This is a genomic window from Novosphingobium sp. AAP93 (assembly GCF_001296055.1).
GTDB lineage: Bacteria > Pseudomonadota > Alphaproteobacteria > Sphingomonadales > Sphingomonadaceae > Novosphingobium.
Genome location: NZ_LJHZ01000003.1, coordinates 96,531 through 117,852, shown reverse-complemented (window position 1 = coordinate 117,852; position 21,322 = coordinate 96,531). Strand labels below are relative to the sequence as shown.

Below are 21,322 nucleotides of genomic sequence, written 5' to 3'. Positions count from 1 at the left end.
GCGAGGCCTCACGCCAGACAAGGATTGTCGTCTTCTTGGCTTATGCCGCGATCGGCGCCGCGTTACGCACGCTTTCGTCGACATGGTCGGCAAACTGCGCGAAGTTGTCGATGAACTTGCGCACCAGTTCCTTGGCGGTGCGGTCATAGGCTTCGCCGTCAGCCCAGGCGCCGCGCGGATCGAGCAGGGCAGTGTCCACACCCGGCACGGCAACAGGCACTTCAAAACCGAAGTTGGGATCGATGCGGAACTCGGCGCTGTTGAGGCTGCCGTCGAGCGCCGCGTTGAGCAGTGCGCGAGTCGCCTTGATCGGCATGCGCTTGATCCCCGGCATCGTGGCGAGGCCGCCCGACCAGCCGGTGTTGACCAGCCAGCACTTCACCCCGCCCTTGGCAATGCGCTCCTTGAGGAGGTTGCCGTAGACCGAAGGGTGGCGCGGCATGAAGGGGGCGCCGAAGCAGGTGGAGAAAGTGGCTTCAGGCTCGGTCACGCCGATTTCGGTGCCCGCCACGCGCGCGGTGTAGCCCGAAAGGAAGTGGTACATCGCCTGATCGGGCGTCAGCCGCGCGATCGGGGGCAGCACGCCATAGGCATCCGCCGTCAGGAAGATGATGTTCGCCGGAACCGGCCCGAGGTTCTTCTCGCTCGTGTTCGGGATGAAATCGATCGGGTACGAACCGCGGCTGTTTTCGGCAAGCGAGGCATCGTCGAGGTCGATCAGCCTCGTCTCGGGATCGATCACCACGTTCTCGAGGATCGTGCCGAAGCGCTTGGTCGTCGCGAAGATTTCCGGTTCGGCCTCGGCCGAAAGACGAATCATCTTGGCATAGCAGCCGCCTTCGAAATTGAAGACCGCCGTGTCCGACCAGCCATGCTCGTCATCGCCGATCAGCGTGCGGCTCGCATCGGCCGACAGCGTCGTCTTGCCTGTGCCCGAAAGCCCGAAGAACACCGCCGTGGTGCCGTCTGCACCGATATTGGCCGAGCAGTGCATCGGCATCACGCCCTGCACCGGCAGCAGGTAGTTGAGGATGCCGAAGACCGACTTCTTCATCTCGCCCGCATAGGCCGTGCCGCCGATCAGGATCAGCTTCTCGGTGAAGTTGACCGCGATCACCGTCTCGGTGCGGCAGCCATGGCGCTCCGGATCGGCGCGGAAGCTGGGCAAGTCGATGATGGTGTATTCGGGCGCGAAGCTCGCGAGCTCTTCCGCCGTCGGGCGCACCAGCAGCGTGCGGATGAACTGCGAATGCCAGGCGTACTGGGTGATCACGCGCACCGAGACGCGATATTCCGGCTGCGAACCGCCGAACAGGTCCGCCACATAGGCCTTGTCGAGCCCGCCGAGCGCGCTGAGGAAATCGGCCTTTAGGGCGGCGAACTGAGCTGGCGTCATGCTGACATTGGTCTTGCCCCACCAGATCGTGTTCTCGGTCTCGGCATCGCGGACGAAGAACTTGTCCTTCGCGCTGCGGCCGGTGTGCTTGCCGGTGGCGACGACGAACGGACCGTCTGCCGAGAGCACGCCTTCGCCATTGCGGATCGCATGCTCCACCAGCGGCGCGGTGCCGAGGTTGGCGAAGATCTGCGCCGGTTCGGGAAGGCCCTGCTGCGCGAGGGTCACGTTCAATGTGGTATCAGACACAGTCGGTCTCCCATGGCAGGTTTGCCTGGTGCCCGGGCTGGTTGGGGCTCCGGGCGAGGCATGGCCCCGCGTTGCAATCACACCCAGAAAGCTCTCGTTCGCCGGCGAATCCGCAGCATCATTGCATACGAATGCGCTGAGTCCGCTCTGGCCCTTAGCCACCCCGCCATGCTGCGTCAAATGCCGTAGGGGCAACCAAGTTTTTTGCGCAGCAAGTTGCATCTCGTACAACTGCACCGATCCGGAGCGGATTGCCGGCCCGGTTGCCAGTCGCGCGGCGAACCGGTAATCCCGGCAGTCTTCATCCGCTGCCAGCAAGACCGGAAACGCCGCCCTGTCCGAAGCCTCGCAATCGCCGGTCTTGTCCAACGCGCGCGGCGATGATCCCCGGGTGATCGCGCTGGTCGATGATGACCGGAATATCCTGACCACCGTCTCTATCGCGCTGCAGGCCGAAGGCTTCGCCACGCGCCTCTATTACGATGGCGACGCAGCGCTGAAGGCGCTCATCGAAAACCCGCCGGACCTTGCCGTGTGCGACATCAAGATGCCGCGGATGGATGGCCTCGAACTGCTCCAGCGCCTGCGCGAAAAGAGCCAGCTCCCGGTCATTTTCCTCACCAGCAAGGATGCAGAAGCGGACGAGGCGCTCGGCCTTTCCATGGGCGCCGACGATTACATCGCCAAGCCCTTCAGCCAGCGCCTGCTGATCGCGCGCATCCGCGCGATCCTGCGCCGCTCGGAAATCGCCCGCAGCGATGCAGCCGGGCCTGCCGAGCCGGGCGAGGACGCCCAGCCGCTGCCCGAGCCGATCCGCCGCGGCCGCCTCGTGATGGATCCGGCGCGCCACACGGTGACGTGGGACGGCGAGGGCGTTTCGCTCACCGTGACCGAGTTCCTCATCCTCGAAGCGCTCGCGCTGCGTCCCGGCGTGGTGAAGACGCGCAACCAGCTGATGGACGCCGCCTACCACGACGACGTCTTCGTCGACGACCGCACGATCGACAGCCACATCAAGCGGCTGCGGCGCAAGTTCCGCGCGGCGGATGCCGAGTTTTCCGCCATCGAGACGCTCTATGGCGCCGGATATAGCTTCACCGATTCCTGAACCGGCGCCGGAGCCGAGCCGCGGAGGCCAGCGCCGCCGCTCGTGGCGCGTGCGCGGCGTTTCGCTCACCGTCCGCATCCTCGCCGTCAACGTCATCGCGCTCGCGCTGCTCGCCGGCTCGTTCTTCTACCTCGACAGCTACCGCAAGCAGCTTCTCGCCGAACGCTTCAAGCTCGCCCGCGCCGAGGCGGAAATCGCCGCCTTCGCGCTGACCGAAGCGCGCCCGGCTAGGGCCCGCGAAGTGCTGGCCGAAATCGGCACCACGCAGAAGCTGCGTCTCACGCTCTACGATGCCAGAGGCGGCCTGATCGCCGACAGCTTCCGTCTTGCTCCGCCGCCTTTCGCATTCGCCGATCCGGACAAGGAAGCCTGGTACACCAGCGCCGCGCGCCTGCTCGATCGCGGCGTCGATTTCATCGTCGGCGCCCCCCAGATCGAGCGCTACCGCGAACCGCCCGAAACCGGCGCCGCCAACTGGCCCGAAATCGCCCGCGCCCGCACCGCGCGGGCGACCGAGGTCTATCTGCGCTATGCGCCCGACCGTACGCCCGTCATCACCGCCGCCACGCCCGTTGGCGACAAGGGCGAAATGCTGCTCGCGCTGCGCAATGCTACCGACGTCACCCAATCAGTCCGCGACGCGCGCCAGTCGCTGGGCATCATCATCGGTGTCGCCTTCTTGCTCTCGATCCAGCTTTCGCTGTTTCTCGCGCGCACCATCGTCCAGCCCTTGCGCGCGCTCGTCCGCGCTGCGGTCCGCGTCCGCCTAGGGCGCGACCGCGCGGTCGTCGTCCCGCGCCTCCCCGAACGCGGCGACGAGATCGGCCTTCTCGCCCGCGCCTTTTCCGACATGACCACCGCCTTGCGCCAGCGCATCGACGCGGTGGAAAGCTTCGCCGCCGATGTCGCACACGAGCTCAAGAACCCGCTTGCTTCGCTCTCCAGCGCGCTCGAGACGATGGAGAAAGTCGACGATCCTGGCCTGCGCCAGCAGCTCGCCGCCATCGCCGCGCACGATGTCCAGCGCATCGACCGCCTGATCACCGAGATCGCCGACGCCAGCCGTATCGACGCGCAATTGAGCCGCGCCACTTTCGCCCTGCTCGATCTGGCGGGGCTGGCGAGCGATGTCGTCGGTGCGCGAGGCGCCCGGCCGGACCGTGAGGCCTGCCCGATCCGCATGGTCCGGGGTGGCGGCACTGCGCTCGTGCGCGGCGATGCGCTGCAGCTGGAGCGCGTCCTTGAAAACCTGCTCGACAACGCGGTCTCGTTCTCACCCCCCGGTGGCACGGTCGAAGTCGTCGTCTGGGGCAGCGAGGGCCGCGTTTATCTCGCCGTCTGCGATGATGGCCCCGGAATTCCCCCCGCCGAGCGCGAGAAGGTGTTCGAACGCTTTCACTCGGTGCGCCCCGATGCCGAGGCCTTCGGCGCGCACAGCGGCCTCGGCCTCGCCATCGCGCGCACGATTGCCGAAGCACACGAAGGCACGCTCACGATCACCGACCGCCCCGGCGGCGAACCCGGCGCGCAGCTCGTGCTCGAACTGCCGATGGCCGGGGAGGACGAGGAATGAAACAGCCGATCAAGCATGTGGCCACCTGCGTCGCCATCGATGGCCGCGGCATCCTGATCGAGGGACCGCCGGGTGCGGGGAAGTCGAGCCTCGCGCTGGCTCTCATCGATCGTGGCGCGATTCTGGTGGGTGATGATGGCGTTTTGCTGGAGCGGGACGGCGCACATTTGCTGGCCAGCCCGGTCGCGGAAACGGCCGGCCTGCTCGAAGTGCGCGGGCTCGGTCTGGTTACCATGCCGGTCCTTGCGGCTATACCTGTCGCGCTTGTCATCGTGCTGGACCGCGACGCGCCGCGCTTCATCGAGGAGCCGGAGACCGTCACTCGCCACGGCATCACGCTGCCCCTGATCCGCCTCTGGCCTGACAGCCCCGTCCTTCCCATGCGCGCCGAACTCGCGCTGCGGAAATACGGTCTCGCCGCTTGAGCGGGGTGTCGCAAAGCGAAACATTGCTGCGGCCTTACCCACGCCCGTTGCACTCCTGCGGTCTTTCTTTCGTGCGGCGTTGGGCGCAAACCTCCGCACATGTCGGCTGAGTCGGAACCGCAACCCAAACCGCAGCGCATCCTGCTCGTCACCGGTGTGCTCGGTGCGGGCAAGACGACTGCGCTGCGCACGCTGGAAGACATGGGCTGGGAAGCGATCGACAATTTCCCGATCCGCCTGCTTGATCGCCTGCTTGAAACCGAGCCGGGCTCGGCGCAGCTCGATGCGGGCTCGCCGCTGGCCATCGGCTTCGACACGCGCACGCGCGGGTTCGATCCCGCCAAGACCATCGAACGTGTGAAGCGCCTCACCGCGCGCGCAGACCTCACTGTCACCACGCTCTTCCTCGATTGCGGAGGGTCCGAACTCGAACGCCGCTACAACGAGACCCGCCGGCGCCACCCGATGAGCGAGGACAAGCCCGCCGCCACCGGCATCGCGGCGGAGCGCGAACTGCTCGAGCCGCTGCGCCGCTGGGCGGACGTCGTGATTTCCACCACCGATTTCTCCACCAACGATCTGCAGCAAGCGATTCGCGAACAGTTCGGCGATCATACGCCGCAGCGCACCACGCTCACGATCAGCAGCTTCGGCTTTTCGCGGGGCACTCCGCCGCTGGCGGACCTCGTCTTCGACATGCGCTTTCTGGATAACCCGCACTGGGACGATACCTTGCGCCCGATGTCCGGAAAGGATGCACCCGTTGGCGAATATATCCGCCGCGATCCGGCATTTAGCGAGGCCTTCGCGCGCATTCGCGATCTTCTTCTGCTGCTGCTCCCGCGCTTTCAGGCGCAGGGAAAGGCCTACGTGAACATCGCTTTCGGTTGCACCGGCGGGCGCCACCGTTCGGTGTTCATGGCCGAACAGATCGCTTCTGCCTTGCGCGACGCGGGATTTTCTCCCACATTGCTGCATCGCAACCTGGCGTCGCGCGCTGCCGACATGGTCGAAGGCGCGCAGACATGAATAAAAGAGACATCTGCCATCCATCCGGGGGGAGAGGCAGGGATCGGGGGAATGGGCATGCACTGGAAGTTGGCGGGACCGACACGGCACTCAGCCGGATGCGGCACCAGCCGAAAGCCATATTGCCCATGCTGAACGCGGCGCTCGGCCGCCACGCCCTTCGGAGCCACCTCAACAGATGATCGGTCTCATCCTCGTCACCCACGGCGCCCTTGCCGACGAATTCATCCATGCGATGGAGCACGTCGTCGGGCGGCAACCCGATATCGTCGCGGTCTGCATCGGCCCCAACGATGACATGGAGCGCCGCCGCAAGGAAATCGCCGATGCGATCAAGCGCGTCGATTCCGGCTCGGGCGTGATCATCCTCACCGATCTGTTCGGCGGCACGCCTTCCAACCTCGCCATTTCGCTGATGGAAGCGGGCAAGGTCGAAGTGATCGCGGGTATCAACCTGCCCATGCTGATCCGCCTCGCCAAGGCCCGCAGCGCCATGGGCGTGCGCGAAGCCACCGCCGCCGCGCGCGATGCCGGGCGCAACTACATCACCATCGCATCCGAATTCCTGGGGCAGGACGCCTGACCATGACCGACAACGCCGCCGACACCTCCGTTAGCACGGCGCGCGAGACGGTGCTGATCATCAACCAGCGCGGGCTTCATGCGCGCGCCAGCGCAAAGTTCGTGAACATGGTCGCCCGCCTGCCCGAAGGCGTTGACGTGAAAGTCATCAAGGACGGCACCGAAGCCCAGGGCGGCTCGATCCTTGGCCTCATGATGCTGGGTGCGGCCAAGGGTGACACGGTCGAGATCGTGGTTACGGGCACTGACGCCGAGGCCGTGCTCATGAAAGTCGCCGGGCTCGTCAAGGACGGCTTCGGCGAGGACTGAGGCGCGCGCCAAATGACCCGCCGCCAGATCACCGGGTTCTCCAACCCGACCATCAAGGCCGTGCGCGCGCTGCGCGAAAAGAAGCACCGCAAGCGTGAAGGGCGCTTCCTTGCAGAAGGCCTGCGCCTGCTGACCGACGCGCGCGAATGTGGCCGCCTGCCGGAATTGCTGATGATGGCCGAGGGGCGCGAGGGGCATCCCCTGCTCGATGCGCTTGAAGCAGCGGTGTCGGCAGCAGGCGGCGACGTGATCGAAATGCCCGAGGAATTGCTCGCCAAGGTGACGGGCAAGGACAATCCGCAGGCCGTCGCCGGCGTCTTCGCGGAATGGGACACGCGGCTCGAAGCGCTGGACCGCACCAGCACCCCGCTCTGGCTGGTGGCACAGGCCATGCGCGATCCCGGCAATCTGGGCACCATGCTGCGCACTGCCGATGCAGTCGGAGCAGGGGGCGTGATTCTGCTGGATGATTGCGCCGATCCGTTCTCGGTTGAAGCTGTCCGCGCCAGCATGGGCGCAGTATTCACCGTGCCGCTGGCGCAGGCGCGGTGGGAAGACTTTATCGGGTGGCTGCGCGCGGGCGAGGGGCAGCTGGTCGCGGCGAGCCTGCGTGAAGCTGTCCCTTATCGGGGCGCGCCCTATGCGGCGCCCTGTTTCGTCATGGTCGGCAACGAATCGCGCGGGCTTCCGGAAGCGTACGAAATGGCCTGCGACCTGCGCGTGACGATGCCGATGAAGGGCCGCGCCGATAGCCTCAACGCGGCGGTGGCGGCAGCGGTGCTGGCCTACGAGGTACTGGCGGCATTGGACGGCTGATTCCGACAGACTTTTGTTCCCGAACGGGCGGTGAGAGGGTTATTCCGCCGCCTGCCCGCCGCCTTCCGTTTCCACCAGCGCCAGCTTGGGTCCTTCGCCCTCCCCATGGCGGGGTGCCGACTCGATCAAGGGCACTTCTTCAATCTCGCGCTTGCCGATCTCGATATGCTTGTCGCGCAGGCGACGCCCAGCGGAGAGCACGTTGCGCTCGAAGCTGCCGACGAACTTGTTGTAATTGCCAACCGCGCTCTCGAGGCCCGCGCCGACGCGCTTGAGGTGGTCCGCCGCCACGGCAAGACGGTCGTAAAGCTCGCCGCCCATCTTCCCGATCTCCCGCGCTTCACGCGCGAGGCCATCCTGCCGCCAGACTTGCGCCACCGTGCGCGCGATCGCGACGAGGTTGGTGGGGGAGGCGAGCAGCACGCGGCGTTCGAAGGCGAAGTCCCACAGCGCCGGATCGCGTTCCAGCGCGGCGGCAATGAAGTGCTCGCCCGGCACGAACATCAGCACATAGTCGGGCGCTTCGTCGAACTGGCTCTGGTAGCTCTTGGCGCCCAGCGTCTGGATATGATTGCGCATCGACTGGACATGCGCCGCTAGCGCCACGCCGCGCGCATCGTCGTCCGCCGCCTCGAACGCATCCTGATAGGCGTTCAGGGAGACCTTGGCGTCGATCACGAGGATCTTGTTGCCCGGCACCTTGACGATGGCGTCGGGACGCAGCCGCCCATCCTCGGTATCGACCGAATGCTCGGTGACGAAATCGGTGTGTTCGGCGAGGCCGCATTGCTCCAGCACGTTGCGCAGCTGCAATTCGCCCCAGCGCCCGCGCGTCTTGGGGCCGTTGCGCAGCGAATTGCCCAGCTGCAGCGCGGCAGTGCGCACGGCTTCCTGCCCCTGCCGCATGCCTTCGATCAGGCCGCTCAACTGCCCGAAAGCATCGACGCGCTTGGCTTCCAGTTCCTGTACCTGCTGCTCGTACTTATCCAGCTTCGCGCCGACCGGTTCCAGCACGGCCTTGAGCCGCGCCTCGCTGGTCTTCTCGCTTTCGGCGAAGCGCGCATTGGCGCGGGCGAGGAAGGCTTCCTGCGCGCGTTCGAGCACCTTGTGGCCGGCGTTTTCGAACTCCTTGCGCAGGCTCTCTTGTGCTTCGATCAGCAGGCGCTTCTGCTCGGCGAAGTTCTCCGCATCGGCCTTCATCCGCTCCAGTTCGGCGCGCAGCGCCTCCCGGTCCGTGCGCAGGGTCGCAAGCTCGGCACGCATCCGGTCTGCTTCGGCGGCGCGTTCCTGCACGGTGGCAAACTTCGAGGCGAGAACATCGCGCTCCTCCCGCAGCGCCGCAGCTTCATTGACAGACGAATCGTAGGCCTGCGCCTTCACGCTGACAGCCGCCAGTTCAGTGATCGCGCGGCGAAACTTCTCGTCGAGATCGCGCGCCTCACCATCACGAGCGGTAAAGCGCGCCTGCCAATCGGCAATCGGCCGCGCACCAAGGACCCAGCCGACAGCGAGGCCGGCCAGCAGCGCAATGATAACGAAAACAAGGGCAAAGGTGCTGTCCACGCCGACTCCAAAACTGGAACGAATCGTGAACTTATCCTGCTTCTACTCGCAGCGCAAGCGCGGCCCGATCACGCCGCGCGGCGCATCTTTTCCAGCTTGCGGAGCACCATCTGGCGCTTCAGGCGCGAGAGGTGGTCGATGAACAGGATGCCCTGGAGGTGGTCCATCTCGTGCTGCAGGCAGGTTGCCATCAGCCCGTCCATGTCTTCTTCGTGGACCGTGCCGTCAAGATCCTGCCAGCGCGCGCGGATGCGGGCCGGCCGCTCCACCTCGGCGTACATTTCGGGCACCGAGAGGCAGCCTTCGTTGTAGACGCGCTTGTCCGCCGAAGGATCGAGGATCTCGGGGTTGATGAACACGCGCGGCTCGCGCTTGGTCGGCTGATGGTGATGGTGGTGGCCATCGTGGTTGCACGGCACCGGTTCGGCATCCGGATCGTCGGGCTGCAGGTCGATCACCAGCACGCGCAGCGGCACGCCCACCTGGACGGCGGCGAGGCCGATTCCGGGCGCGTCGTACATCGTCTCGAACATGTCGGCGACGAGCGTCCTGAGCTCCTCGTCGAACACGGTGACGGGCTTCGAGATCTGCTTGAGGCGCGGATCGGGAACTTCGAGGATTTCGCGAATAGCCATGCTGGTCAGATAGGCAAGCCGCGCGCGACTCGCAAGGTGCTACCCTACAGGTCGCCGCGCCCGCAGCGCCTGCGCCAGCGTGCCTTCGTCGAGATAGTCGAGCTCGCCACCCACCGGCAGGCCGTGCGCCAGCTGGGTGACGCGCAAGGGCAGCGTGTCGATCCGCTCGGCGATGTAATGCGCGGTGGTCTGTCCTTCGAGCGTGGCGTTCATAGCGAGCACCACCTCGTCGATCCCGCCCGCTTCCAATCGCGCGAGCAGCTGGCCGATGGAAAGGTCCTCCGGCCCCACGCCGTCGAGCGCGGAAAGCCGCCCGCCCAGAACATGATAGCGCCCGGTGAACAGCCGCGAGCGATCGAGTGCCCACAGGTCCGCCACTTCCTCCACTACGCAGAGCGCGCGGGCATCGCGGCGCGGATCGGTGCAGATGGAGCAGGGATCGGCGGTATCGACATTGCCGCAAGTCTGGCACTCGACCAGTCGCGCGCGCACGCCTTCGAGCGCTTCGGCGAGCTGGACGAGGCTCGTCTCGCGCCGCTTGATCAGCCACAGCACCGCGCGCCGCGCCGAACGCGGGCCCAGCCCCGGCAGCCGCGCCAGCGCGCTCGCCAATGCCTCGATCTCTTGCGATGCCATGGGGTGAGAGATAGGGCCACGCCACGCAAACGAAAGGCCTTTCACGCGGTTATGCGCATTGTCTTCATGGGCACCCCCGATTTCGCGGTGCCGACCCTTCAGGCGCTGGTGGAAGCCGGGCACGAGGTTGTGGCCGCCTACAGCCAGCCGCCGCGTCCGGCGGGGCGGGGCAAGCAGCTGCAACCATCAGCCGTGCACCGCGCGGCGGAGGCGCTGCGCATTCCCGTGCGCACTCCGGTTTCGCTTAAGGGCGCCGAAGAGCAGGCCGCGTTTGCCGCACTGGAGGCCGATGTTGCGGTGGTCGCGGCTTATGGCCTGATTCTGCCACAGGCGGTGCTGGATGCGCCGCGCCATGGCTGCCTCAATGTCCACGGCTCACTGCTGCCGCGCTGGCGCGGGGCGGCACCGGTGCAGCGCGCGATTTTGGCGGGAGACGAGCGGACCGGCGTCACCATCATGCAGATGGAGCGCGGGCTTGATACCGGGCCCATGCTGGCCAAGGTGGAGACGCCGGTCGCGGGCAAGACGGCGGGCGAACTGACGGCGGAACTGGCGGATAAGGGCGCGGCGCTGATGGTGGAAGTGCTGGCCGATCTGGCGGGGCATTCGCCGATCATCCAGCCCGAGGAAGGCGTGACCTACGCACACAAGATCGAGAAGGCCGAGAGCCGGCTCGATTTCAGCCGGAGCGGCGTGGACGTCGAACGTCAGGTCCTCGCCTTTGCGCCCGCGCCCGGCGCGTTTTTCGAGCTGGAGGGCGAGCGGTATCGGGTACTGGCGGCAGAGGCGATTGAAGGTTCGGGCACGCCGGGGGTGACGCTTGATGCCGCTCTCACCATCGCTTGCGGAGAGGGCGCACTGCGCCCCACGCTGATCCAGCGCGCGGGCAAACCGGCGATGGAAACGGCGGCGCTGCTGCGCGGGCGACCGATTGCGGCGGGGACCTGCCTTGCTTGAGGCCCGGCACCACCCCCAACCCCCTCCTCTGAAGAGGAGGGGGCTTCGCGGCTCCCCCTCCTCTTCAGAGGAGGGGGCTGGGGAGTGGTGGAGCACATGTCCATGACCCGCTACGCCCTCACCCTCGAATACGACGGCAGGCCCTACATGGGCTTCCAGCGGCAGGCGCATGGACCTTCCGTGCAGCAGGCGTTCGAGGAAGCGGCGGAGAGCGTGGTCGGCCACCCCGTCACGCTCCATTCCGCCGGGCGTACCGATACCGGCGTCCATGCCCGGGCGATGCGCGCGCATTTCGACAGCGAGAAGGCCCTGCCGCCCTTTCGCATGGGCGAGGCCTTGAATGCGCGGCTCCGGCTGGCGGAGCAGGCGGTCGCGGTGCTGGACTGCGTGGAAGTCAACGAGGATTGGCATGCGCGCTTCACCTGCATCGGGCGCAGCTATGAATATGTGATTGCCAACCGCCGCGCACCGCTGGTGCTGGAGGCGGGACGGGCCTGGCGGATTGCGCACCCCTTGGACGCCGATGCCATGCACGAGGCGGCGCAAGTGCTGATCGGTCGGCACGATTTCACCACGTTCCGCTCGGCGCAGTGTCAGTCCGCCAGCCCGGTGAAAACGCTGCGCCACCTCTCCGTCCGGCGAGAGCGTGACCATGTCATCGTGGCCGCTGAAGCGCGCAGTTTCCTGCATCATCAGGTGCGCTCGATGGTCGGCTGCCTTGCGCTGGTGGGGGAGGGGCGCTGGACGGCGGGCGATATGCGTGCTGCGCTCGAAGCCGCCGACCGGCAGCGGCTTGGCCACAACGCGCCGCCCGATGGCCTCTATTTCATGGGCGCGCTTTACCCCGGCGCATGATTGGTTAGGTTGCGGATCGAAACCCGCGCGGGACCTTCCCTGGCGCGGCAGCAATCGGGAGAGAACCATGGCATTCGAAGGCAAGCAGCTCACCACCAGGCTCGATGCGGACGGCACCTTGACCGTCCAGATCGTGCCCAAGACGTGGGATGCGCCCACCGGCAGCCAGGTCCTCGTCCAGATCGAGGCGACCCCGATCAACCCCTCGGACCTCGGCCTGCTGTTCGCCTCGGCCGATACCGCAAATGCCGAATACACCCCCGGCAAGGTCGTGGCTAAGATGCCGGAGAATGCCACCCGCGCGATGAAGGCGCGCCATGGGCTCGATATGCCGGCGGGCAACGAAGCGGCGGGCATTGTTGTCGCGGCGGGTGACAGCCCTGCCGCACAGGCGCTGATGGGCAAGCGCGTCGCCTGCGTGCCGGGCACGGCCTATGCGAGCTACGCCTATGCCGAGGCGGGCATGTGCCTGCCTGTCGATGATGGTGTCAGCGCGGCGCAGGCTGCGTCCAGCTTCGTCAATCCGATGACCGCGCTGGGCTTTGTCGAGACGATGCGGATGGAAGGCTTCGCCGGCCTCGTCCACGCCGCCGCTGCCTCCAACCTCGGCCAGATGCTCGTGCGCATCTGCCAGGAAGACAATGTTCCCCTCGTCAATATCGTCCGGAGCGAGGAGCAGGTCGCACTGCTCCAGGGCCTCGGCGCGACGCATGTGCTGAACATGACCGACGCCGATTTCAATGCGAAGCTCACCGATGCGATCCACGAGACCGGCGCCATGCTCGGCTTCGATCCCATCGGTGGCGGCACGCTGGCGGGCCAGATCCTCGCCGCGATGGAATCCTCAGCCAGCCGCGGTGCCGCGTTCAGCCGCTACGGCTCGTCGACACCAAAAAAGGTCTACATCTACGGCGCGCTCGATCTCGGGCCAACGATCCTCAACCGCGCCTTCGGGCTCACCTGGGATCTCGGCGGCTGGCTGCTGACGCCGTTCATGGCCAAGGCCGGGATGGAAACAGTGGGCCGCATGCGCGCCCGTGTTGCCCGCGATCTGACGACCACCTTCGCCAGCCATTACAAGGCCGAAGTCAGCCTCGAAGGCATGCTGGAGCAGAGTGCTGTTGCCCAATACAATGCCCGGCGCACCGGCGAGAAGTATCTTGTGCTTCCCGCTGTCTGATGGGCGATTACGCAGCTCTACCTAGCCTCGGCTAGACAGAGCCCCAAGCTGATCCGCGTTAGCCGTTCCGTTGCCTTCGCGGCGCGGAACGGGAGAGCGTGCATGTTCGCCAAGCTGCTCTCAGCTTTGGCCAGACACCCCCTGATGGGGCTCCAACTCATCACCCACAAGGTGCATGAGCGTGATGGCACGTGGTTCGACAACTGCAAGCTGACGCATCTCCAGGCAGTCCCCGGAGCGGCGTTCGAAGTCATCCGCACCGCCCTTCTTGTGCTCTGCACCGGGATCGTCGTACCCTGGTTCCTGGTTGTTGCCGCCGCGCATCTGTCATTCCTGCTGGCAGCGTTGGGCTGGATCGGGAGACACTGGCGCAGCAATCAAGATCCCGCAGCGACTCTCATGATGTGGCGCTGCTATATCGTCATCCGCGCGGTCATCTGCACGGTGGTCAACGGCATCGCGCTAGCTCTTGTCCCACCAGACCGGCTGGTGCCCATGGTCATCCTCATCCTGTCCACCGATGCCATGGCGCTCTTTGCGCATTTCAGCCTGCCGGTGATTGGCCTTGTCGCGTCCTGGATATCGACAATCGGCATGACCATCGTCCTGATCCTGCGGCCAGAAGTGCCAGCGTTGCCCACCCTGCTGCTGGCGCTTCTGATGATGGGCAGCGCCCATCTGCGCATTTTCAACCTGCACTACATGTTTGCCACGCGCCGTCTGCGCACGCGCGAACTCAAGACCGCCAACGAAATGATCGAGTTGCTGCTGCACCAATACAGCGAGCATGGCAGCGATTGCTTGGTGGAAATGGATGCCGCTGGCGTTGTCGTCAATCCATCCGAGCGATTGTGCGAGCTTCTGGGAAGCCATGCCGCCGGGATTGCCGGAAGCAAGCTGATCGCGCTGGTTGATCCCGGACCTGATGCGGAGGCCGTGCGGTCTGCTGCGCACCGACTGCAGGCCTTTCGCGATGCCGTGCTTTCGCGCACCGTTGAGGGGTGCAAGCGCTGGTTTGTCGTTTCGGGCTGCCCTCTGCTGGATGCGCAGGGGCAGCACTACGGCTTTCGTGCCTTCATGCGCGATGTTACCGATAAGCATGCGGCCGAGAGCAAAGTGCAGTTCCTCGCGCATCACGATCCGCTCACCCGGCTCGCCAACCGCACCGAGTTCCGGACCCGGCTGGCGGAGCGTCTGGCCGAAGGGGGGGGCGATCTGGTGGCGGCGCTGTTCGCCGATCTCGACCACTTCAAGCTGGTCAATGATTCGTTCGGGCACGCTGCGGGCGACCGGGTGCTGGAAATTGTCGCGCAGCGGCTGGTCGCGCATGCCGGACCGCATGATGTCGTCGCTCGGCTTGGCGGCGATGAATTCGCGCTGCTGCTTGGAAAGGCGCGATCTGCCAACTCCGCCATGGTCGTGGCGCGCAACATCGTCAAGGACCTTGCTCAACCGATCGATGTGGATGGCAGGGTCATCCAGATGGGGGGCAGCGTGGGTGTCGCTCTGGCGCCCGATCATGCCGACAGTGCGGATGACCTCCTGCGCGCTGCCGATCTGGCGCTCTATGAAGCCAAGTCCGCCGGGCGAGGTGTCGCGTTGCTCTATGATGAGCGCCTCAAGCAGGTGTTTCTGGAAAACCGCGCGCTTGAACTGGACCTGGGTTTGGCGCTCACCAATGGCGAGTTTGAACTGCACTACCAGCCGCTCCACGCGTTATCGACGGACCGGATTGCCGGATTCGAGGCCTTGCTGCGCTGGCGCCATCCGGTGCGCGGCATGATCGCACCGGCAACCTTCATCGGGCTAACGGAGCAGAGCGGCCTGATTGTGCCGCTTGGCGAATGGGTCTTGCGCGAGGCGATGGCCGAAGCCGCGACATGGGAAGGGGATCTCACAGTAGCGGTCAACGTCTCGGCGGTGCAGATGCGCGGCGAAGACTTGTTGCGCCAGGTCGTGTCAGCCCTTTCCGTCACCGGGCTCGATCCGCGGCGATTAGAGCTGGAGATTACCGAGACTGTCCTGATGCAGGATCAGGAGGCAGGCCTTTCCCTGCTGCACCGGCTCCGCGCGCTTGGTGTGCGGATTGCCCTGGATGACTTTGGCACGGGTTATTCCTCGCTCAACTATCTGCGCAGCTTTCCCTTCGACAAGATCAAGATCGACCGCTGCTTCATCGAGGATCTGCGCGAGGGCGGCGAGAGCGGGGCGATCGTGGAATCGGTGCTCGATCTCGCCGCCCGGCTCAACATGCAGACGATTGCCGAAGGGGTGGAGGATGCAAGCCAGCTCGTTGCGCTGCGCCAGCGCGGCTGCCAGCAGGTTCAGGGCTATCTCATCAGCCAGGCGGTGCCTGCCGCCGAACTTCCGGTGCGGCGTATTGCGCCCAAGCGCGAGATGACACGGCGGGAAGTCGAACTGATTGCCCGCGTACCCAAGCCGGCGGAGGCCTTCGAAACACTGCGGCTGGCTGCGCGGGGCTAGCCCCGCGCTCAGACCTTGCCGACGACGCTTTCGGGCAGGTCCTTGCCGAACACGCGCTGGTAGTATTCGGCCACCAGCACCCGCTCGGTCTCGTCGCACTTGTTGAGGAACGAGAGGCGGAAGGCAAAGCCGGTATCGCCGAAGATGCCGGTGTTCTGCGCCCAGCTGATCACCGTGCGCGGGCTCATGACGGTCGAGATATCGCCGGCGATGAAGCCCTTGCGGGTGAGATCGGCCACGCGGACCATGTCCGCCGCGGTCTTGGCATCGAGGCCGGGGACCTTCTTGGTCACCACGTCGATTTCGGTTGCGGCGGGCAGATAGTTCAGCGCCACGACGATGTTCCAGCGGTCCATCTGGCCCTGGTTGATCGCCTGCGTGCCGTGATAGAGCCCGCTTGTGTCACCCAGACCCACCGTGTTCGCCGTGGCGAAGAGGCGGAAGTTGGGGTTCGGGCGGATCACGCGGTTCTGGTCGAGCAGCGTGAGCTTGCCTTCGGTTTCCAGCACGCGCTGGATCACGAACATCACGTCAGGGCGGCCGGCATCGTATTCGTCGAACACCAGCGCGGTCGGCGTCTGCAGCGCCCAGGGCAGCAGGCCTTCGCGGAACTCGGTGACCTGAAGGCCATCGCGCAGCACGATCGCGTCGCGGCCGATGAGGTCGATGCGGCTGATGTGCGCGTCGAGGTTGATGCGGATGCACGGCCACTTGAGGCGCGCGGCCACTTGCTCGATGTGCGTCGACTTGCCGGTGCCATGGTAGCCCTGCACCATCACGCGGCGGTTGTGGGCAAAGCCTGCGAGGATCGCCAGCGTGGTGTCCGGATCGAACACGTAGTTGGGATCGAGGTCGGGCACCCGCTCGTCGGCCACCGAGAAGGCCGGCACGGTCATTTCGACGGGGATGCCGAAGGTCTCCCGCACGCTCAGCGTGGTGTCGGGGGCGGCAAGGACGGTGGTGGCCTTGGTGTCGGCCTGCAGGTTCGGAAGGTCGCTCATCACCGCATCGCCTATACGCGGCGATGAAAGGCTGCAATAAGCTTTAAGGGGGCGCTATTGGAAACGGGAGCAGGCAAATGAAACTCTATGGCGGTCTTCTATCGCCCTTCGTGCGCAAGGTTGCGGTGGTGCTGGGCGAAAAGGGCGTGGATTACACCCCGGCGCGGGGCGGGCCCGGCAGCACGGACCCGGAGTTTCTTTCGGTCAGCCCCTTCGCCAAGATTCCAGCCATCGATGACGAGGGCTTCACGCTCTCCGATTCGTCGGCCATCGTGCACTATCTGGAGGCAAAGTATCCCGAACCGGCGCTGATCCTCACCGACCCCAAGGGCTGCGGCATGGCGGTGTGGTTTGACGAGTTCGGCGATACGATCTTCGCCGCCTCGGGCCTCAAGATCCTGTTCAACCGCGTGGTCGGCCCGCGTCTGCTCGGCAAGCCGGGGAACGAGGCGCTTGCCCTTGAGGGCGAGGCCGAGCTGCCGCGCATCTTCGCTTACATCGAGAGCGTAGTGCCGGAAGACGGCTGGCTGATCGAAGGCGGCTTTTCGATCGCGGACATCACCGTTGCCTCGATGCTCTGCACGCTGAGCTATGTCGGCCATGGCCCCAATGCTGAGGTCTATCCGAAGACGGCGGCTTGGCACGCCCGCGTCACCAGCCGGCCTTCGTGGCAGGGGGTCGCTGTCAAGGAAGCCTCGCTCATGCAGCGCATTCTGCCGGATCTTGCCATCACCTGATCGCACCACGCGCACTTTGGGGGGACCCTCATGAGCTACATCGACGGCTATCTTGTCCCCGTTCGCGCCGCGAACCGCGAGGCCTACTTAAAGGCTGCGCGCAAGTTCGATGCGATGCTGATCGCCGCCGGCGCACTGCGAGTGGTTGAATCGTGGCCGGACGAGGTGGCGCATGGCAAGGTCACCGATTTCTTCCGCGCAGTGGCCGCTGAAAGCGATGAATGCGTCGTGTTCAGTTTCGTGGAATGGCCCGACAAGGCGGTCCGTGATGCCGGAACAGCCCGCGTAGAAGCGGAACTGGCCGCCGCACCGCCCGATGATGAACCCGCTGTTTTCGATGGCACGCGGATCGTGTTCGGGGGTTTCATGCCCTTCATTGAGCTTTCGTCAGGCCAATCCTGATCGACCGCGAGCGGAGACTGCGCATGACCAGCCCGAACGTGCCCTTCATCTGGTATGAACTGATGACCACCGATGCCGATGCGGCCGCCACCTTCTATGGTGCGGTGCTGGGCTGGACGATCCATCCGCCCGAGCCAGGTTCCCCGGTCCATTATCGCCACATCACGCGCAGCGATGGTGGCGGGCAGGGCGGCGTGATCGAGCTGACGCCCGAAATGCAGGCCGAAGGCGCGCACCCAGCGTGGGTGCCCTATCTCCATGTCGCCGATATCGATGCAGCCGTCGCCGCGATCACCGCCGAGGGCGGGCGCCAGCTTATGGCGCGCACCGATATCCCGGAAGGCAGCTTTGCCATGGTGACCGATCCGCAGGGCACGGCGTTCTATCTGATGAAGCCCAATCCCCCGGCAGACCGGCCCGATGCCGGTAGCGACGTGTTTTCGCCGGACAAGCCCGGGCATGTGCGCTGGAACGAACTCCCCAGCGCCGATCCGGAAGCTTCCAAGGCCTTCTACGCCAAGCACTTCGGCATGAGCTTCACGCGCACCATGCCGATGGGTGAGATGGGCAACTACGAGTTCATGGATCACGGCGCGGTGACGCTGGGGGCGATCATGCGCAAGAACCCGCAGCAGCCGGCAATGTGGACGACGTATTTCGGCGTGCCCGATATCGACAAGGCGGCCGCGGCCATCAGCGCCGGCGGCGGCAAGATGCTCTGGGGCCCGCACGAGGTGCCCGGCGGCGAATACAGCGGGATTGCAATGGATGCCCAGGGCGCCCTGTTCGGCGTCGTCGGACCAAAGGGAGATTGATGGAATGGCGGACTACACCTTCTTCACCGTCCCCATGTCGCGCGGCCAGATCGCCCGCTGGGCGCTGCATGAGGCCGGCGCGGATTACGAGCAGGTGCTGGTCGACTGGACCAACCGCCCGCCCGAACTCGCTGCCGCCAACCCGATGAACAAGGTGCCCGTCCTGATCCACCACGCCCCCGAAGGTGACCGCGTGATCACCGAATGTGCCGGCATCTGCGCCTATCTGGCGGACGTCCACCCCGAGGCTGGGCTGCTTCCGGAAGCTGCCGAGAAGGCCGACTACTACCGCTGGCTGTTCTTCGCCGCCGGCCCGCTCGAACAGGCCGTGATCAGCCGCGCGATGGGCTGGGTCGTGCCGGAGGGCAAGTCCGGCATGGCCGGCTTCGGCACCTACGAGCGCACCATCGAGGCCATGGACGGCCTGCTCTCGGGCCGTGACTGGGTCTGCGGCGCGCGGTTCACCATGGCGGACGTCTATGTCGGCAGCCAGATCGACTGGGGCCTCAACTTTGGCTCGATCCCGCCGCTGCCCAGCTTTGCCGCTTATGCCGAACGCATCCGCACCCGTGCCGGCTACCAGTCCGCCAAGGCGATCGACCGCGATCTGATCAAGGCAGCGAAGGGCTAAACACCCTTCTTCGCCGCGATATACTGGTCGATATTGGCCGCCAGCACATCGAGCGGTACATTGCCGCCCTCGACTACTGCATTGTCATAGTCGCGCAGGTCATAGGCCTTGCCGAGCGCTGCCACGGCCCGCGCGCGCTGGCGCAGGATTTCGCTGCGGCCGATGAAATAGCCGCAGGCCTGCCCCGGCCAGCTGCAATAGCGCTCGACTTCGCTGGTCACTTCGTCGCGGCCCGAGCCGTTGGTGTTGGCGAACCAGTCGATCGCCTGCTCGCGGCTCCACTCGCGGGCATGCAGGCCCGTGTCGACCACCAGACGGCAGGCGCGGAACGCGATCGACTGGAGGTAGCCCAACTTGCCCACCGGATCGTCGTCATAGGCGCCAAGTTCGTCGCCCAGCGTCTCCGAATAGAGCGCCCAGCCTTCCGAATAGGCATTGAACGCCAGCATCGCGCGGATCGTCGGCAGCTGGTTCGAATACTCGCCCTGCCAGACGTGGCCGGGGATCGCCTCGTGATGCACCAGCGTCGGCAGACTGTAGGTGCTGTGCAGCCGCGTCGTGCCGAGATTGATCCACATCTTGCCGGGAATCGTCCCGTCGATCGACCCGGGACCGCCATAGGCTCCCGGTGCGCCAGGCTCCTCTGCGGGCGGCAGGCGCCGCACTTCGACATTGCCGCGCACCAGTTTGGAAAACGCGCGCGGCATCTGTGTGCGGATGTAAGTCAGACGCTTCTGGATGAACGCGATGATCTGAGCGCGGCCCTCGTCGTTGTCGGGGAACTGGAAGCGCGGGTCCTTGCCCAAAGCGGTCATGCGCTCGCCCACCGTGCCGCTGGTATAGCCGAGCTTCCTGAGGATCGGGTCCATCTTGCCCTGCAGGTCCGCCAGCGATTCGAGGCCCAGCTTGTGGATCTCGTCCGGCGTCATCCGTGTCGTCGTGCTCGCGCGCAGCGCCCACGCATAGAACGCATCGCCGCCGGGCCGCGTGTGCATGCCCGCATCGCGCACCGCCAGCTTGCGCTGGGCGATCAATTCGGCGAGCTGCGCCTCCAAAACGGGCGCGACCTGCTTCGTCACGATTGCGCGTGCGCGGCCAGCCCAATCGCCCGCAATGCCCTTCTCGCGCGTGCGCCGCTCGATCGATTCGACGAGCCCGCCGCCCGATCCCATCGCGGAAAGGCTCGCCCCCATCTGCCTGATCGCCTTGTCGAGCAGGAACGACGGCGCGATCACGCCTTGCGCCGCGGTCGCCCTAAGCCGCGCTGTCTCGCCCTCCAGCACAGCCGGGAACTGCGCCAGCCGTGCGATATAGGCTTCCGCGTCCGCCGAGGTGTTGATCGGATGGTCGGCGTCAAGGAAGCGGGGCGTGTCGATATAGGCGCCCACGTTCTGGATCACGACATAGGGCGTGTTGCGCCATCCGCCGACCGTCACGTCGCCATAAGGCAGCGAAAAGCCGTCCAAAGCGGTCCGATAGGCGCTCTTCACCACGGCAAGGCTGGTGCGCGTCGCATGATCGAGCCCGGCCTCGGGCATCGCTTCGACCCTCGCCAGGTCCGCGCGCACCAGTGCCGCCACGGCGGTCTGTCCGGCGGCGGAGCGATCGCCCAGCATGCCGCGCAAGTTGGCATGCGCGCCGGTGTCGAGCCCCAGCGAGGTTGCGCTTTCGGGGCTTAGCGCCAGCAGCCGCCACGCCGCATCGTCAAGCAGCGCGGCGGCAGCGGAAGGCGCGGCGGCTGTCTGGGCACGAACCGGCACCGCAGAGGCGGCGATCCCGGCAGCAAGGCCGGCGATCGCTTCGCGGCGGGTGAGGGAAGCGGAAAGGGCGGTGGAGTCATAGGCTTGCTGTGTCATGAGCCGACCCTGCGCCAGCCACCGCGCGCTGTCAAAGCCGGGCTGCGCAAGCGCGCGCCGGATGGAAAGATTCGAAAATGGAG

General features: G+C 65.9%; 21 protein-coding genes. 15 read left to right on the top strand and 6 right to left on the bottom strand.

Annotated elements, in window-relative coordinates:
- Positions 1-40: 40 nt before the first annotated feature.
- Positions 41-1,645 (bottom strand): phosphoenolpyruvate carboxykinase, encoded by a 1,605-nt coding sequence (locus tag IP83_RS01190; RefSeq protein ID WP_054120373.1) that lies wholly within the window; start codon positions 1,643-1,645, stop codon positions 41-43.
- Between the two features lie 361 nt (positions 1,646-2,006).
- Between IP83_RS01190 and IP83_RS01185 the strand changes: the two genes are divergently transcribed.
- The 7 genes from IP83_RS01185 (at position 2,007) to IP83_RS01155 (ending at position 7,487) form a co-directional block, all read left to right on the top strand.
- On the top strand, positions 2,007-2,753 hold the full coding sequence (locus IP83_RS01185) for a response regulator transcription factor (RefSeq protein WP_197274237.1): 747 nt from the start codon (positions 2,007-2,009) through the stop codon (positions 2,751-2,753).
- Complete coding sequence (locus IP83_RS01180) at positions 2,722-4,326, top strand: stimulus-sensing domain-containing protein (protein WP_082364397.1); 1,605 nt, start codon at positions 2,722-2,724, stop codon at positions 4,324-4,326. Before IP83_RS01185 ends, IP83_RS01180 begins: the two co-directional genes overlap by 32 nt.
- The gene (locus IP83_RS01175) at positions 4,323-4,751 is read left to right on the top strand and encodes an HPr kinase/phosphorylase (protein WP_054120371.1); all 429 of its coding nucleotides are present in this window, start codon (positions 4,323-4,325) and stop codon (positions 4,749-4,751) included. Before IP83_RS01180 ends, IP83_RS01175 begins: the two co-directional genes overlap by 4 nt.
- A gap of 99 nt (positions 4,752-4,850) precedes the next feature.
- Positions 4,851-5,780 carry an RNase adapter RapZ gene (rapZ, locus tag IP83_RS01170; protein ID WP_054120370.1) on the top strand — a complete coding sequence of 310 codons (930 nt, stop codon included), beginning with the start codon at positions 4,851-4,853 and terminating at the stop codon, positions 5,778-5,780.
- A 178-nt stretch (positions 5,781-5,958) separates the two neighbouring features.
- Entirely contained in the window at positions 5,959-6,363 is a 405-nt protein-coding gene (locus tag IP83_RS01165) for a PTS sugar transporter subunit IIA (RefSeq protein WP_054120369.1), read from the top strand.
- A 2-nt stretch (positions 6,364-6,365) separates the two neighbouring features.
- Positions 6,366-6,671 (top strand): HPr family phosphocarrier protein, encoded by a 306-nt coding sequence (locus IP83_RS01160; protein ID WP_054120368.1) that lies wholly within the window; start codon positions 6,366-6,368, stop codon positions 6,669-6,671.
- Positions 6,672-6,683: 12 nt separating this feature from the next.
- Positions 6,684-7,487 (top strand): RNA methyltransferase, encoded by an 804-nt coding sequence (locus IP83_RS01155; RefSeq protein WP_054120367.1) that lies wholly within the window; start codon positions 6,684-6,686, stop codon positions 7,485-7,487.
- Positions 7,488-7,526: 39 nt separating this feature from the next.
- On the opposite strand, the gene rmuC is transcribed toward IP83_RS01155, so the two are convergent.
- From rmuC to recR, 3 genes are all read right to left on the bottom strand, one after another.
- Positions 7,527-9,050 (bottom strand): DNA recombination protein RmuC, encoded by a 1,524-nt coding sequence (gene rmuC / locus IP83_RS01150; protein WP_054120366.1) that lies wholly within the window; start codon positions 9,048-9,050, stop codon positions 7,527-7,529.
- A gap of 68 nt (positions 9,051-9,118) precedes the next feature.
- A complete protein-coding gene (def, locus tag IP83_RS01145; protein ID WP_054120365.1) occupies positions 9,119-9,685 on the bottom strand; it encodes a peptide deformylase in 567 nt (188 codons plus the stop codon).
- 39 nt (positions 9,686-9,724) lie between these two features.
- Positions 9,725-10,321, bottom strand: coding sequence for a recombination mediator RecR (gene recR, locus IP83_RS01140; RefSeq protein WP_054120364.1), 597 nt, complete (start codon positions 10,319-10,321; stop codon positions 9,725-9,727).
- A gap of 51 nt (positions 10,322-10,372) precedes the next feature.
- Between recR and fmt the strand changes: the two genes are divergently transcribed.
- From fmt to IP83_RS01120, 4 genes are all read left to right on the top strand, one after another.
- Positions 10,373-11,278 (top strand): methionyl-tRNA formyltransferase, encoded by a 906-nt coding sequence (fmt, locus tag IP83_RS01135; protein ID WP_054120363.1) that lies wholly within the window; start codon positions 10,373-10,375, stop codon positions 11,276-11,278.
- A gap of 102 nt (positions 11,279-11,380) precedes the next feature.
- Positions 11,381-12,133, top strand: coding sequence for a tRNA pseudouridine(38-40) synthase TruA (gene truA, locus IP83_RS01130; protein ID WP_054120362.1), 753 nt, complete (start codon positions 11,381-11,383; stop codon positions 12,131-12,133).
- Positions 12,134-12,200: 67 nt separating this feature from the next.
- A complete protein-coding gene (locus IP83_RS01125) occupies positions 12,201-13,313 on the top strand; it encodes a zinc-binding dehydrogenase (RefSeq protein ID WP_054120361.1) in 1,113 nt (370 codons plus the stop codon).
- Between the two features lie 144 nt (positions 13,314-13,457).
- The gene (locus IP83_RS01120) at positions 13,458-15,797 is read left to right on the top strand and encodes a bifunctional diguanylate cyclase/phosphodiesterase (protein ID WP_054120360.1); all 2,340 of its coding nucleotides are present in this window, start codon (positions 13,458-13,460) and stop codon (positions 15,795-15,797) included.
- 8 nt (positions 15,798-15,805) lie between these two features.
- Here IP83_RS01120 and IP83_RS01115 read toward each other — a convergent pair whose 3' ends face one another.
- A complete protein-coding gene (locus tag IP83_RS01115; protein ID WP_054120359.1) occupies positions 15,806-16,798 on the bottom strand; it encodes an AAA family ATPase in 993 nt (330 codons plus the stop codon).
- A 77-nt stretch (positions 16,799-16,875) separates the two neighbouring features.
- Here IP83_RS01115 and IP83_RS01110 point away from each other — a divergent pair, with 77 nt between their 5' ends.
- The 4 genes from IP83_RS01110 to IP83_RS01095 are packed head-to-tail and all read left to right on the top strand — an operon-like array spanning position 16,876 to position 19,383.
- The gene (locus IP83_RS01110; RefSeq protein WP_054120358.1) at positions 16,876-17,535 is read left to right on the top strand and encodes a glutathione S-transferase family protein; all 660 of its coding nucleotides are present in this window, start codon (positions 16,876-16,878) and stop codon (positions 17,533-17,535) included.
- Positions 17,536-17,565: 30 nt separating this feature from the next.
- On the top strand, positions 17,566-17,937 hold the full coding sequence (locus tag IP83_RS01105) for a DUF1428 domain-containing protein (protein ID WP_054120357.1): 372 nt from the start codon (positions 17,566-17,568) through the stop codon (positions 17,935-17,937).
- Positions 17,938-17,960: 23 nt separating this feature from the next.
- Complete coding sequence (locus tag IP83_RS01100; protein WP_054120356.1) at positions 17,961-18,752, top strand: VOC family protein; 792 nt, start codon at positions 17,961-17,963, stop codon at positions 18,750-18,752.
- A gap of 4 nt (positions 18,753-18,756) precedes the next feature.
- Positions 18,757-19,383 (top strand): glutathione S-transferase family protein, encoded by a 627-nt coding sequence (locus tag IP83_RS01095; RefSeq protein ID WP_054120355.1) that lies wholly within the window; start codon positions 18,757-18,759, stop codon positions 19,381-19,383.
- Here IP83_RS01095 and IP83_RS01090 read toward each other — a convergent pair.
- Positions 19,380-21,239, bottom strand: coding sequence for a DUF885 family protein (locus tag IP83_RS01090; protein ID WP_054120354.1), 1,860 nt, complete (start codon positions 21,237-21,239; stop codon positions 19,380-19,382). The genes IP83_RS01095 and IP83_RS01090 overlap by 4 nt on opposite strands.
- Positions 21,240-21,322 lie beyond the last annotated feature (83 nt).